The sequence below is a fragment of the Streptomyces capparidis genome (assembly GCF_054782095.1).
The window spans coordinates 1-12511 of the sequence record NZ_BAAGTD010000058.1 but is presented as its reverse complement, the minus strand read 5'-3'; the positions used below and the strand labels follow the sequence as shown (position 1 = coordinate 12511).

The window sequence follows — 12511 nt, the reverse complement described above, 5'->3', positions numbered from 1 at the left end:
GCCCCGCGGACGCCCACGGGGCGCGGACCGGACCGCGGGGGTCGTCCTCCCCCGGGTTCGGCGCGGACCTCAGCGTAGAAGGAGGCCGCGGGGACCACAACGCTTTGCGCAGAACCGGTTCAGGTGGGAGTAAAGGTCTGAGCCTTCGGTCGTCAACTGCCGAAAATGCGGGACATGGGCGGGAGTCGCATCGCCTGCGGCGGTCCGCTGCGACTGCGTCAACGAACCGGTTAATGAGCAGGTGTCGGGAGGTGGACGGCGCGGTCCCGGCCGCGGGCGGGGCCTGCGGCGCTCAGCGGCCGGGACGGAACCGAGCGGCCGGGACGGCGCGGGAGCGCCGGGTCAGCTCGCGGACGCGTGCAGGCGCCGCATGATCGCCATCAGCTCTTCGGGGGGCTCGATGGAGAACACCCGAGTGGCGTGGTCGATGACGGTCAGGGACGTGAGGGTGCCCCGGTGCCACCAGTACACCCGGGGGGAGAGCGAGCCGGGATTGTCCTGGTAGGTGCGCAGGCCGAAGCCCGCCAGGTCGTTGACGGCGTCGACCACCCGGCCGTCGGCGATCGGGTGGAAGGCGAGGTGGTGGCGGGTGGGCACGGCCAGCAGCGCGCCCTCGTCCGGCGGCTCGTGGCCCAGCACCGTGCGCATCACCTCGTCCAGCACCAGCGCCTTCCCGGCCACGAACAGGGACCGGCCGCGCAGGACGTGCAGCGTCGCGCCGCCCTGGCCCCGCACGGTCTCGTGCCCGACCGGCAGGGCGAGCAGGTTGGCGCGCGCGGCGGGGCGCAGCCGCTCCATGCCCACGGCGGCCACGTCCCGGTCGTCCAGCAGCCGGACGGTGTCGGGCTCGTCGAGGGCGATCGCCTCCAGCAGCCCGTCGGCCGCGGGGCGGACGTAGCTGAAGCCGCGCATCACCTCGGGCGGCAGCGCGTCGTCCGGTATGAGCCGCAGGTACGCGTTGCGCAGCACCTGGTCGGCGGGGCCGGGGTCGGGGTTCACGGCGAGCAGGGCGGTGAAGTGGCTGTCGACCAGCTCGGGCCACCGGTCGTCGGCGGACGAGCGGCACAGGTGGGCGAGGTTCTCCAGCGCCAGGAGGCGGTCCTCGGTGCGCAGGCTCGCGCCGTCCACGGCGACGGATGTGCCGCGGCGGGCGAAGTACGCGGCGGCGAGGCCGCGCAGCCGGTCGGCCTGCTGGCGGGTCAGCACCGGGAGGTGGGGGTCGGGCTGCGGGGCGGGGCCGGGCGGGGTGCTTGGATCATGGGATGTCACGGCCCGACACCCTAGGCCACCGGTGAGGCCACCGGCCGCGGGGGCACCGGCCCGGCGGCGGTGCCGGGGGCCGCGACGCGGGTGTCCGGCCCGCCCCGGCGCCGTGCGGGGCCGGGGCGGGCCGGACGGAGGGTCAGCGGATGGCCTGGTGCGCCCGGAGGTGGGCCGGGCCCGCCGTGAGGTGCGTCCGGTTCCCGAACAGGACCGAGTTCATCACGGTGGTGTCCGTCCCGACGTGGACGCCGTACACGGAGGCGTTCGCGGAGGCGTCCAGCACGGCGGCGGACGCGCTCGGAGCGGTGAGGGCCGCCGCGGCGGCGGCCAGACCGGTGGCGATGATCATATGGGCTTTCTTCATGCCCGGCCAACGAGCCCGGGGCGCGTTCGGTCACGCGCCCGGGGCGGCGGAAGCGCGTCAGGCCGGGTCCCCCTCCGGGGGCCGCCCCGGCCCGGTGGGGGCGGCGCCCGCGAGCTGCTCGGGGCGCAGCAGCTCGGCCAGCCGGTCGGGCGGTATCAGGCCCTTCTCCAGGACGAGTTCGGCCACGCCCCGCCCGGTGGCCAGCGCCTCCTTGGCGATGCCGGTGGCGGCGCCGTAGCCGATGTGCGGGTTCAGGGCGGTGACCAGGCCGATGGAGTTCTCCACCGCCGCGCGCAGCGTCTCGGTGTTCGCGGTGATCCCGGACACGCAGCGGCGGGCCAGCACCAGGCAGGCGTTCCGCAGGTGGGTGATGCTCTCCGCCAGCGCGTGCCAGATCACCGGCTCGAACGCGTTGAGCTGGAGCTGCCCCGCCTCGGCGGCCATGGTGATGGTGACGTCGTTGCCGATGACCTGGAAGGCCACCTGGTTGACGACCTCGGGGACGACGGGGTTCACCTTGCCGGGCATGATGCTCGACCCGGCCTGCACCGGGGGCAGGTTGATCTCGTTCAGCCCGGCGCGCGGGCCCGAGGACAGCAGCCGCAGGTCGTTGCAGCTCTTGGAGAGCTTGACGGCGATCCGCTTCAGCACGCCGGACAGGTGCACGAACGCCCCGCAGTCCTGGGTGGCCTCGACCAGGTTGGCGGCGGTCACCAGCGGCAGCCCGGTGAGGTCGGCGAGGTGGCGGCGGGCGGCCTCGGCGTAGCCGTCGGGGGCGTTGAGCCCGGTGCCGATGGCGGTGGCGCCCAGGTTGATCTCGTGCACGAGCAGGACGGCCTCCGACAGCCGGCTGATGTCCTCGTCCAGCATCACCGCGTAGCAGGAGAACTCCTGGCCCAGCGTCATGGGGACCGCGTCCTGGAGCTGGGTGCGGCCCATCTTCAGCACGTCGCGGAACTCGGCGGCCTTGGCGGCGAAGGCGTCCCGCAGGACGGACATGGCCGCGAGCAGCTCCCGCGCCGCGAGGACGGTGGCGACGTTGACGGCGGTCGGGTAGACGTCGTTGGTGGACTGGCCGAGGTTGACGTGCTCGTTCGGGTGCAGGTGCCGGTAGTCGCCCCTGGCGTGGCCGAGGATCTCCAGCGCCCGGTTGGCGATCACCTCGTTGGCGTTCATGTTCGTCGAGGTCCCGGCACCGCCCTGGAGGACGTCCACGACGAACTGGTCGTGCAGGCGGCCGTCGCGGATCTCGCGGCAGGCGGCGGCGATCGCGTCGGCCTTCTCCGGGGCGAGCAGGCCGAGGTCCTCGTTGGCGCGCGCCGCGGCCTCCTTGACCGCGGCGAGCGCGTCGATCAGGTGCGGGTGGGCGGAGATGGGCGTGCCGGTGATGGGGAAGTTCTCGCGGGCGCGCAGGGTGTGGATGCCCCAGTAGGCGTCCGCGGGCACTTCGCGCTCGCCGAGCAGGTCGTGTTCCATGCGATGGCTGGCGTTCATCGTCCGGGTGGTTCCTCGCTGGTGGTGGGTGGGGGACGCGGCCGGGGTCAGGCGGCCGGCGGGGGCGGGACGGCCGCGGCGAGCGGGCCCGCGGGGCGCAGGCCGCCGACGACCTCGCCGCCGCCGAGCACCGGCGCGCCGGTGAAGTCGGCCAGGGCGCGCGGGTCGGCCCCGCACAGGGCGAGCGCCGCGGCGGTGACGGGCATCCGGGCGCGGTCGCCGCCGTCGGCGATCTTCACGCCCACGGCCCGGCCGTCGGGCAGCGCGGCCACCTGCACGCCCTCGAACCCGTCCTTGGCGAGCAGGCCGGGCACCGCCCGCATCAGGCGGACCACGTCCCGGCCGGTGCCCGCGGCCATCTCCGGGTGCTGCCGCACGGCGTCGGCGACCCGGGCCTCGGGCGTGCCCGGGCGGGCGGCGGCGATCCGCGCGACCGCGCGGGTGAGCCCGCGCAGGGAGACGGAGAACAGCGGCGCGCCGCACCCGTCGGCCGTCACCCTCGCGATCGCCTGCCCGGTGAGGTCCTCCACGGTGCGGGCGATCTCGCGCTGGAGCGGGTGGCCGGGGTCGAGGTAGTCGCCGGTGGACCAGTTCCGCAGCCTGGCGGTGAGCAGCATCGCGGCGTGCTTGCCCGAGCAGTTCTGGGCGAGACGGGACGGGGAAAGGCCCCGGCGCAGCCACTCCTCGCGCACGGCGGGGTCGTGGGGCAGGTCGGGGACGTTGCGCAGGTCGGCCTCGGTGGCGCCGGCCGCCCGCAGGATGCGGCGGGCGCCGTCGAGGTGCCGCTCCTGCGCTGAGTGGCTGGCCGCGGCCAGCGCCAGCAGCTCGCCGTCCAGGGGCAGCCCGGCGCGCAGCATGCCGACGGCCTGGACGGGCTTGAGCGCGGAGCGCGGGTAGAACGCGGCGTCGATGTCACCGGCCCGGAACCGCACGCCGCCGTCGGCGTCCAGCACCACGACCGAGCCGTGGTGGACGCTCTCGACGATGCCGGCGCGCACCACGTGCGCCACCGGCACATGGGCGGGTTCGCGGACGGCGGGCGGTTCCAGCGGGGCGCGCCCCGCGGCGGGGGCGGGGCGCTGCCAGGTGGCGTTGTCCATGGTTCCTTTCGGTGCTGGTACTGCTGGTGCTGGTGCTGGTGCGCGGCGGTGGCGCGGGACGGTGACCGCGGGGCGGGTCAGCGCTCCGGTCCGGCGGCCTCGGCGGCGTCCCGTACGGCGTCGACCCGGCCGCGGACGCAGAACCAGCCGGCGACCAGCGCGGCGGCGAGGGCGGGCAGCGCCATCACGGTGAGCCGCCCCGGTCCGCCGTCGGCCCACATCAGCACCAGGACGGAGGCGAGGAAGACCAGGGTGACGACCTCGGTGTACGGGGAGCCGGGCAGCCGGTAGCCGGGCCGGCTGAGCAGGCCGGCCTGCGCCCGCCGCCAGAAGATCAGGTGGCAGACCATGATCATGGCCCAGGTGCTGAGGATGCCGATCGCGGCGAAGTTCAGCACGATCTCGAACGCCTGGCTGGGCACGACGTAGTTCAGCCCGACGCCCAGCACGCAGACGGACGAGGTGAGCAGGATGCCGCCGTAGGGGACCTGGGTGCGGCTCATCACGCCGGTGAAGCGGGGCGCGGACCCTGCCATGGCCATCGAGCGCAGGATCCGGCCGGTGGAGTACAGACCGGAGTTGAGGCTGGACATGGCGGCGGTGAGCACCACGAGGTTCATCACGCCGCCCGCGGCGGGGACGCCGATGTTGGACAGGACGGTCACGAACGGGCTCTCGTCGGACGAGTACAGGTCCGAGGGCAGCAGCAGCGACAGCAGCACCACGGAGCCGACGTAGAACAGGGCCACCCGCCACATGATGGAGTTGATGGCCCTCGGCATGATCTTCTCGGGCTCCTCGGTCTCCCCCGCCGCGACGCCGACCAGCTCGACCGAGGCGTAGGCGAACACCACGCCCTGGACGACCAGCAGCATCGGGAGCAGGCCGTGCGGGAACACCCCGCCGTGGTCGCCGATCACGGACAGGCCGGGGGTGTGGCCGTCCACGGGCTGGCGGGTGACGAGGAGGAAGATGCCGATCGCCATGAACAGCACCAGCGCGCCGACCTTGACGATCGCGAACCAGAACTCCAGCTCACCGAAGATCTTCACGGAGATGAGGTTCACCATGAGCACGACCGCGAGGGCGATCAGGGCGATCACCCACTGCGGGACGTCGGTGAACATGCCCCAGTAGTGCGTGTAGGTGGCGACGGCGGTGATGTCGGCGATGCCGGTGGTCGCCCAGTTCAGGAAGTACATCCAGCCGGCGGTGTACGCCCCCTTCTCGCCGAGGAACTCCCGCGCGTAGGAGACGAACGCCCCGGAGGAGGGGCGGTGCAGGACGAGTTCGCCGAGCGCCCGCACCACCAGGAACGCGAACAGGCCGCAGACCGCGTAGGCGATGGCCAGGGAGGGGCCGGCGTCCACGAGCCGCCCGCCGGCGCCCAGGAACAGCCCGGTGCCGATGGCGCCGCCGATGGCGATCATGTTGATGTGCCGGGCCTTCAGCGACTTGCTGTAGCCGGCGTCGCCCGCGTCGACGTGCGCGGCCGGGGTCTTCCGGGGCTCTTCTCGCAGCAGGCTCTGCTTGCTCATGCCTGGCTTCCGTCTTCTTTCGGTGGTTCGGTGGGATCGGCCCGCACGATGGAGGTGAGGGTGGACTCGACGCACTCCAAGTGGTGGCTCATCGCGTCCACGGCCTCCTGCCGGGAGCCCTCGATCAGGGCCTCGACGATCGCCCGGTGCTCGAGGTTGGAGCGCTCGCGGCGGCCGCCGATGTCGTTGAGGAACGCGGACTGCCGGGCGAGCGCGTCCCGGATCTCCTCGATGACCTTGCGGAACACCGGGTTGCGCGCCGCCTGGGCCACGGTGATGTGGAAGAGGGTGTCCATCGCCACCCACGCCGTGGTGTCGGTCTCCCGCTCCATGCGCTCCAGCAGGTGCTGGAGGCGGTCGAGGTCCTCCGGGGTGCGGCGCACGGCCGCGTACCCGGCCATCGGGATCTCGACGTGCCGCCGGACCTCCAGCAGGTCGCTCGCCGAGTAGTCGCCGAAGGTGGGGTTCTGCGCCGGCCCGTTGGAGATCACGAACGTGCCCTTGCCGGTCCGTGAGGCGGTGAGGCCCATCACCTGGAGGGCGCGCAGCGCCTCGCGCAGCAGCGGGCGGCTGACCCCGAGCGCGCGGCACAGCTCGGCCTCGGAGGGGAGCTTGTCCCCTATGGCGTATTCTCCCCGCTCGATGGCGGAGCGGAGGTGGGTGAGGACCGCTTCCATCGCGCTGACACGACGGGGCACCGCCCCACCTGTCTGGCTGTCTGACAGGTTCACGCGAGGCATCCTGCGGGGGGCCGCGCGCGGGTGTCAAGGCCCGCCGGGCGGCGACGGCCGGGCGTGCGGAGGACCACGGGCCTGGTCAGGGGGTGTTGGCGGGTCCGGTGTGACGCGCGCCTCACCGGCCGGGCGCCCGCGACGGGCGGCGGCGGGTCCGGGGGTGAGGGCGGCGGCGCGGTCAGGCCGGGGCGGGCCCGGGGCCGCGGCGGAACAGGGCCGTCCACAGGAACGGCTCGCCGAAGCGGGGTGACCCCGGCGGCTCGTCGCGCATGCGGCGCAGCTCCACCTCGGTCAGGTCCGCGAAGATCCGGCGCAGCGACTCCGGGGTGTAGGCGAGGCCGCCGTCCAGGCGGGCCTGCCGGTAGAAGTCGGCGTCGGACAGCTCGGAACCCATGGCCCCGGCCGCGAAGCAGGTGAGCGCGAACGCGCCGCCGGGCGCGAGCACACGGTCCAGCAGGGACAGGTAGCTGACCCGCCGGTGGGGCGGGAGATGGTGGAAGCAGCCCGAGTCGTACACCAGGTCGTACGGGCCGCCGAGGGCACCGGAGGAGGCGAGGGCGAACGCGTCGCCGCGGTGGAGGCGGACCTCGGCCCCGGCCTCGCGGGCCCGCTCCTCCGCCCAGGCGACGGCCGCCGGGGAAAGGTCCACGGCGTCCACCTCGAAGCCCCGCGCGGCGAGGTGGAGCGCGTTGCGGCCGGGGCCGCACCCCAGGTCGAGGGCGCGGCCCGGGGGGATCAGGCCCCGGTCGAGGTACGCGACCAGGTTCTCGTCCGGCTTCGCCGCGAAGAACGGCACCGGCCGGGAGCGGTCGGTGTAGAAGTCGTCCCACCAGCCGGCCGCGCCGGCCGACCAGCGGTCCGCCTCCGGCGTGAACAGGCCGTCCAGGAGCTGGAGCACGTCCTCGACGGTGCGGATGTTCCGGTCCATCGTCCGATCCCCTTTCAGCGATGCGGGAATCGTAGGGGCGGACGAGGTGAATGCCCAGGTCAGCCTGGGTGAGCGGGATCCGTCGGCGGGCCGTGTGCGGGGCCCGGGCGGGGCGGGCGGCACCCCCGGCGGGGGGACGGGGGAAAGGCCGCGGGCGCCCCCGCGCGGGCCCGTCGCGGGGGCGGTTCCGGGCGCGCCGGGCGCACTTTCCCGAGCGGTTCCCCGCGGCGCCCGCCCGCCTCCGGGTCAGGCGCCGAGGCGGCCGCGCAGCAGTTGCTTGCCCAGTTCGGCGCCCTTGCGGCTGTCGGCCTGGGCCTTGCGGAACAGCTCCGCCAGCTCCTGGTCGCCCGCCCGCTCCGCGTCCTGGACGTAGGTCTCCAGGCGCAGGGCGTTGTTGAGGCAGCTCTCGACGTACCAGATGAGGTTGTAGTCCTTGTCCTTGGTGCCGGTGACCTCGCCGGTCTCGGTGCTGCTGGCCATGGTGGACCGTCCTTGCCTGTCGTGGATGGACCGGGGCTCACGGTCGTGCGGCGCCCCCGCCGTCCGCTCGCGACAGGGCACCCGACCACCGGGACCGTGCGCCACCTGGGAACACGCCGACCGTAACCGCTCGGCCCGGCGACCCGGCCGCAGCACCGCTGACCCGGGCGCCCGTTCACACCAACGGCCCCGGCCGGCCGCGCCCCGCCGTCACCGCGGGGCATTACCCCGGTTTGTCCGGACTCGTTCAAAAAAGCCTGCCGCCGCCTTGACGGGGGAACTCGACCGGCTTAGCTTCGCTCGCGGCGGGGCGGAAGTGGCGTGGGTGCCCGCCTGAGTTCGTGTCATGCGCCGCGGCGGGCCGGTGGCGGCCGGACCCCGCGGGGAGTTGCGACGGAGGGTGCCCGAGCCATGAACCGGATCTCGCCGCTGGTCGGCCTGCTCGTCGCGGCGCTCCTCGCCGCCGCGGCCGCCCTGTCCACGGCCGTGGGGCACACGGCTCCGGGGCCGCGCCCCGGGGAGGCCGTCCCCGCCGCGTCCGCGCGGGGACACTGGGTGGACACCTGGACGGCGGCCCCGCAGTTGACGGAGCCGCACAACATGCCGCCCGCGCCGTTCACCCAGGACGGCCTGGTCCTCGCGGACACCACGCTGCGCCAGACCGTGCACGTCTCGCTGGGCGGCGACCGGGTGCGGCTGCACCTGTCGAACGCCTTCGGCGGCGCGCCGCTGCCGATCACATCCGTCTCGGTGGCCCTCCCCGCCGACGGGCGGGCCGGAGTCAGCGCCATCCGCCCGGGCAGCTCCCGGCCGGTGACGTTCCACGGCAGGTCCTCGGTGGTGGTGCCGAAGGGCACGCACATGGTGTCCGACCCGCTGGACTTCGCGGTCGAGCCCCGCACCAACCTGACGGTGACGGTGTACCTGGCCGAGGGCCAGGCGTCCGAGGACGTCACCTCGCACCCCGGTTCGCGCACCACCTCGCACCTGCTGCGGGGCGACCACGTCCGGGACACCGACCTGCCCGGCGCCACGCCCGTGGACCACTGGTACTTCCTCAGCGGCGTGGAGGTGTGGTCCGGGCGCGGCACCGGGTCGGCCGTGATGCTGGGCGACTCGCTGACCGACGGCCGGGGCTCCACCACCAACGGGAACGACCGCTGGCCGGACCAACTGCTGGAGCGCCTGCACGCGCGGCGGCCCACCCAGGGCGTCGCGGTGGTGAACCAGGCGCTGGGCGGCAACCGGGTGCTCAACGACGGCCTCGGCCCGGCGGCCCTGGCCCGGCTGGACCGCGACGTGCTCGCCCGCAGCGGCGCCACCTGGCTGGTGGTCTACGAGGGCGTCAACGACATCGGCACGGCCGAGGCCACGGAACAGGCCCAGCGGCGGGTGGCGCAGGACCTGATCACGGCCTACGACCAGATCGTGCTGCGGGCCCACGCCAAGGGCCTGCGGGTGTACGGCGCGACGCTGACGCCGTTCGGCGGCAACACCAACTACGACGACCCGGACGGGCACCGGGAGCGCGCCCGGGAGACCGTCAACGAGTGGATCCGCACCAGCGGCCGGTTCGACGCGGTGCTCGACTTCGACCGCGCCGCCCGGGACCCGGACCAGCCGCGGCGGCTGCTGCCCGCCTACGACACCGGTGACCACCTGCATCTGAACCCGGTCGGCTACCGGGCGCTGGCGGACGCCGTGCCGCCGCGGCTGTTCGGCCCGGGGTCCGCGGGGCTCACTCGGTGAGCGCCTCGATGGCCTTGAGCACCGCCACCATGTCCGACTTGGCCTCGCCCAGGGCCACCGTGCGGTCGAACAGGTCGTGGCAGACCGCCAGGAGCGGGGAGGGCAGTCCGGCCTCCCGCGCCGCCTGGTGGATCAGCCGGTTGTTCTTCAGCACGTCGTCGGCGGCGGCCTGCGCGGAGTAGTCCCCGGTCACGATCTTGCGGAGCTTCGCCCGGGACACGTCGCTGGCCATGGGGCCCGCGTCGTGCACGGCCAGGAAGCGGTCCATGTCCAGGCCGTGCCTGGCCGCGAAGTGCGCCGCCTCGGCGAGTCCGGTCACCATGGTGATCAGGAAGATGTTGACGGACAGCTTCATCAGCAGCCCGCCGGGCACCGGCCCGCAGTACACGGCGTCCCGGCACATCGGCGCGAGCAGCGGCCGCACGGCCTCGGCCGCCGCGCCGTCGCCCGCGAGCATCGCGACCAGGGTGCCGTCCCGCGCGGGCCCGCGGGAGCCGGAGACCGGCGCCTCCACGTACCGGCCGCCCGCGGCCTCGACGTCCGCGCCCAGCGCCCTGGACCAGCCGGGCGCGGTGGTGCCCATGTGGACGACCGTGCGCCCCGCGACGCCGACGCCGAAGGCGGAGCCGCGCCGCCCGAGCACCGCGTCGACGGCCGGCTCGTCGGCGAGCATGAGGAACACCGTGGCGCAGGTGCGGAACACCTCGGCGGGGTCGGCGGCGACCTCGGCGCCGGCCGCGCGCACGGCCGCGCACCTGGCGGGGCTCCGGTTCCAGACGACCAGGGGCGTGCCGCTCCTGGCGAGGTTGAGCGCCATGGGCTCCCCCATCAGCCCGAGCCCGAGGAACCCGACCTTCGCGGGTACGTCGACCGTCATGAAACTCGCCTCACCACGTAGGGAAGGGGAAGGGCGCGGCGGAGCTCCGCCGCGGCGCCGTCCCGCCTCGCTTGCCGCACCGCCGCCCGGCCGGTCCGGGGACGGGTACCACCGCACGGCGCGGGCCGCGCCGGCGGTGTTGTTATGACGACTGTCATGACCCATGCTTGGCTATGACAGCCGTCATGGTCAAGGGCGGACGCGCCACGGACACCGTGGGAGCCGATGTGCGAGCCGACGCGAGAACCGGCGTGGAAGGCGGCCTCGCCCGCTGGATGTGGGAGCGCTACGAGCCGGTGCACGACCTGGTGTACTTCACCCCCGAGGCGCGGCGGGAGGCGGACGCCGCCGGGCTGCGCGGCTTCTGGATGGGGTACTTCGCCCTGCGCGCCGCGCCACTGGGCCCGGTCGGCGGCGCCGTGGTGAACAGCGCGTTCTACGTCTTCCACCCCGAGCGGGTGGCGCGCGCGATACCGGACGCCTGGAAGTACGCCACTCCGGAGCGGGTGCTGGCGGCCCGGCTGCGGGCGGTGGACGGCGCCGCGCGGCGGCTGCTCGGCGCCGACGCGATCGACGGCCCGGAACTGGCCGAGGCCGCCGACCTGGCCTGGCGGGCCGCCGAGGCCGCCGACACCGAGGGCCGGGTGCTCGGCGCGGCCAACCAGGCGCTGCCCCGCCCCGCCGAGCCCCACCTGCGGCTGTGGCAGGCGTGCACCACGCTGCGCGAGCACCGCGGCGACGGGCATGTCGCGGCCTTGGTCGCCCACGGTGTCGGGCCGGTGGCCGCGATGGTGCTCAAGGCCGCCGCCGGGGAGTCGGACGGCGAGCTGCTGCGCGAGGGCCGCAAGTGGGACGTGCCGCGGTGGCGGGCCGCCGGGGCGGAACTGCGGGAGCGCGGGTGGCTGGACGGGCAGGGGCGCCTCACCGCGGCGGGCGCGGCCGGGCGCGCCGCGGTCGAGCAGGCGACCGACGACGCCGCCGAGCGGCCCTGGCGGGCCCTGGGCCGGGACTCCGCCGTGCGGCTGGGCGAGCTGCTGGCGCCGCTGGCCGGGACGGTGCTGCGCTCGGGGCTGATCCCCGCGGGCAACCCGGTGGGTCTCAGCGGTGGGCTGCCGCGGGAGCGGGGGGACGGGGGCGGCCGGCCCGACCCCCTACGATGACAGCCGGAACGGCGGCGCGGGGCAACGGCGGCAGGGAGAGGCGATGGCGCGCAGGCAGTGGTCGCCACGCGAGCGGATCGTGTACAGCGCCGCCCAGCTCATCCGCGCCCAAGGGGTGAGCGCCACCGGTCTGCGGGAGATCGTCGCCCGCGCCGAGGCGCCCCGCGGCTCGCTCCAGCACTACTTTCCCGGCGGCAAGGAGCAGTTGGTGCGGGAGGCGATCGGCTGGGCCGGCGAGTTCGCGGCGGGCCGGGTCGCGCACTTCATGGCGGCCCTGGAGCCGCCCACCCCGTCCGGCCTGTTCGCCGCGATGGCCGACCAGTGGCGCACCGAGTTCACCCGCTCCGGGTTCGACCGCGGGTGCCCGGTCGCCGCGGCCACCACGGACACGGCCGCGGTCAGCGACGGCCTGCGGGAGGCGGCCAGCAGCGCCTTCCTGACCTGGCAGCGGCCGGTGCGGGACGCCCTCGCCGGGATGGGCGTGCCCCCCGCGCGGGCCGACTCCCTCGCCGTGGTGATGATCAGCGCGCTGGAGGGCGCCATCGTGCTGGCGCGCGCCCACCGGGACACCGGCCCACTGGACGCCGTCGTCACCGAGCTGGCCCCGGTGCTGGACGGCGCGGTGGTCCCGCCGTCCTGACCTCCGCCCGCGGCGGCGGGCTCAGCGGGTGCGCAGCCACAGGGCGAGCAGGCTCACCGCGGTGGCGCCCGCGGCGTAGCAGGCGCCCCGCAGGAACTGGTCGGCGGCGACGAGGCGGCGGCGCCCGGCCCAGCGGGCGTAGGGCCGCGCCCCTCGGCGGCAGCGGCGGGCCGCGGAGGCCGGG

The 12511-nt window shown here is 75.0% G+C and carries 12 protein-coding genes; 3 read left to right on the top strand and 9 right to left on the bottom strand.

The window, feature by feature from the left end:
• Positions 1-342 precede the first annotated feature (342 nt).
• The 8 genes from ACYVO2_RS32280 to ACYVO2_RS32245 form a co-directional block, all read right to left on the bottom strand.
• Positions 343-1269: a hypothetical protein gene (locus ACYVO2_RS32280; RefSeq protein ID WP_461011631.1), complete on the bottom strand. Its 927-nt coding sequence runs from the start codon at positions 1267-1269 to the stop codon at positions 343-345.
• A 133-nt stretch (positions 1270-1402) separates the two neighbouring features.
• Positions 1403-1627: a hypothetical protein gene (locus tag ACYVO2_RS32275; RefSeq protein WP_461011630.1), complete on the bottom strand. Its 225-nt coding sequence runs from the start codon at positions 1625-1627 to the stop codon at positions 1403-1405.
• A gap of 57 nt (positions 1628-1684) precedes the next feature.
• Positions 1685-3121: an aspartate ammonia-lyase gene (gene aspA / locus ACYVO2_RS32270; protein WP_461011629.1), complete on the bottom strand. Its 1437-nt coding sequence runs from the start codon at positions 3119-3121 to the stop codon at positions 1685-1687.
• A gap of 47 nt (positions 3122-3168) precedes the next feature.
• Positions 3169-4221 carry an asparaginase gene (locus ACYVO2_RS32265; RefSeq protein WP_461011628.1) on the bottom strand — a complete coding sequence of 351 codons (1053 nt, stop codon included), beginning with the start codon at positions 4219-4221 and terminating at the stop codon, positions 3169-3171.
• A 77-nt stretch (positions 4222-4298) separates the two neighbouring features.
• Positions 4299-5759 carry an amino acid permease gene (locus ACYVO2_RS32260; RefSeq protein ID WP_461011627.1) on the bottom strand — a complete coding sequence of 487 codons (1461 nt, stop codon included), beginning with the start codon at positions 5757-5759 and terminating at the stop codon, positions 4299-4301.
• Entirely contained in the window at positions 5756-6490 is a 735-nt protein-coding gene (locus ACYVO2_RS32255; protein ID WP_461011626.1) for a FadR/GntR family transcriptional regulator, read from the bottom strand. Before ACYVO2_RS32255 ends, ACYVO2_RS32260 begins: the two co-directional genes overlap by 4 nt.
• Before the next feature lie 181 nt (positions 6491-6671).
• Positions 6672-7421, bottom strand: a complete 750-nt coding sequence (locus ACYVO2_RS32250) for a class I SAM-dependent methyltransferase (RefSeq protein WP_461011625.1) — start codon at positions 7419-7421, stop codon at positions 6672-6674.
• Positions 7422-7667: 246 nt separating this feature from the next.
• On the bottom strand, positions 7668-7901 hold the full coding sequence (locus tag ACYVO2_RS32245) for a hypothetical protein (protein WP_461011624.1): 234 nt from the start codon (positions 7899-7901) through the stop codon (positions 7668-7670).
• A 411-nt stretch (positions 7902-8312) separates the two neighbouring features.
• Here ACYVO2_RS32245 and ACYVO2_RS32240 point away from each other — a divergent pair, with 411 nt between their 5' ends.
• Positions 8313-9650, top strand: a complete 1338-nt coding sequence (locus ACYVO2_RS32240) for an SGNH/GDSL hydrolase family protein (protein ID WP_461011623.1) — start codon at positions 8313-8315, stop codon at positions 9648-9650.
• Here ACYVO2_RS32240 and ACYVO2_RS32235 read toward each other — a convergent pair.
• Complete coding sequence (locus ACYVO2_RS32235) at positions 9640-10527, bottom strand: NAD(P)-dependent oxidoreductase (protein WP_461011622.1); 888 nt, start codon at positions 10525-10527, stop codon at positions 9640-9642. The genes ACYVO2_RS32240 and ACYVO2_RS32235 overlap by 11 nt on opposite strands.
• A 275-nt stretch (positions 10528-10802) precedes the next feature.
• Here ACYVO2_RS32235 and ACYVO2_RS32230 point away from each other — a divergent pair, with 275 nt between their 5' ends.
• Positions 10803-11687, top strand: a complete 885-nt coding sequence (locus ACYVO2_RS32230; RefSeq protein WP_461011645.1) for an SCO6745 family protein — start codon at positions 10803-10805, stop codon at positions 11685-11687.
• A gap of 43 nt (positions 11688-11730) precedes the next feature.
• Complete coding sequence (locus ACYVO2_RS32225; RefSeq protein WP_461011621.1) at positions 11731-12327, top strand: TetR/AcrR family transcriptional regulator; 597 nt, start codon at positions 11731-11733, stop codon at positions 12325-12327.
• The last annotated feature ends 184 nt before the right edge of the window (positions 12328-12511 follow it).

Bases quoted from the DNA above. Each gene is read 5' to 3' on its own strand.
- ACYVO2_RS32275 (WP_461011630.1), bottom strand. From the start codon at position 1,627: ATGAAGAAAGCCCATATGATCATCGCCACCGGTCTGGCCGCCGCCGCG.
- aspA (WP_461011629.1), bottom strand. From the start codon at position 3,121: ATGAACGCCAGCCATCGCATGGAACACGACCTGCTCGGCGAGCGCGAA.
- ACYVO2_RS32265 (WP_461011628.1), bottom strand. From the start codon at position 4,221: ATGGACAACGCCACCTGGCAGCGCCCCGCCCCCGCCGCGGGGCGCGCC.
- ACYVO2_RS32260 (WP_461011627.1), bottom strand. From the start codon at position 5,759: ATGAGCAAGCAGAGCCTGCTGCGAGAAGAGCCCCGGAAGACCCCGGCC.
- ACYVO2_RS32250 (WP_461011625.1), bottom strand. From the start codon at position 7,421: ATGGACCGGAACATCCGCACCGTCGAGGACGTGCTCCAGCTCCTGGAC.
- ACYVO2_RS32245 (WP_461011624.1), bottom strand. From the start codon at position 7,901: ATGGCCAGCAGCACCGAGACCGGCGAGGTCACCGGCACCAAGGACAAG.
- ACYVO2_RS32240 (WP_461011623.1), top strand. From the start codon at position 8,313: ATGAACCGGATCTCGCCGCTGGTCGGCCTGCTCGTCGCGGCGCTCCTC.
- ACYVO2_RS32235 (WP_461011622.1), bottom strand. From the start codon at position 10,527: ATGACGGTCGACGTACCCGCGAAGGTCGGGTTCCTCGGGCTCGGGCTG.
- ACYVO2_RS32230 (WP_461011645.1), top strand. From the start codon at position 10,803: ATGTGGGAGCGCTACGAGCCGGTGCACGACCTGGTGTACTTCACCCCC.
- ACYVO2_RS32225 (WP_461011621.1), top strand. From the start codon at position 11,731: ATGGCGCGCAGGCAGTGGTCGCCACGCGAGCGGATCGTGTACAGCGCC.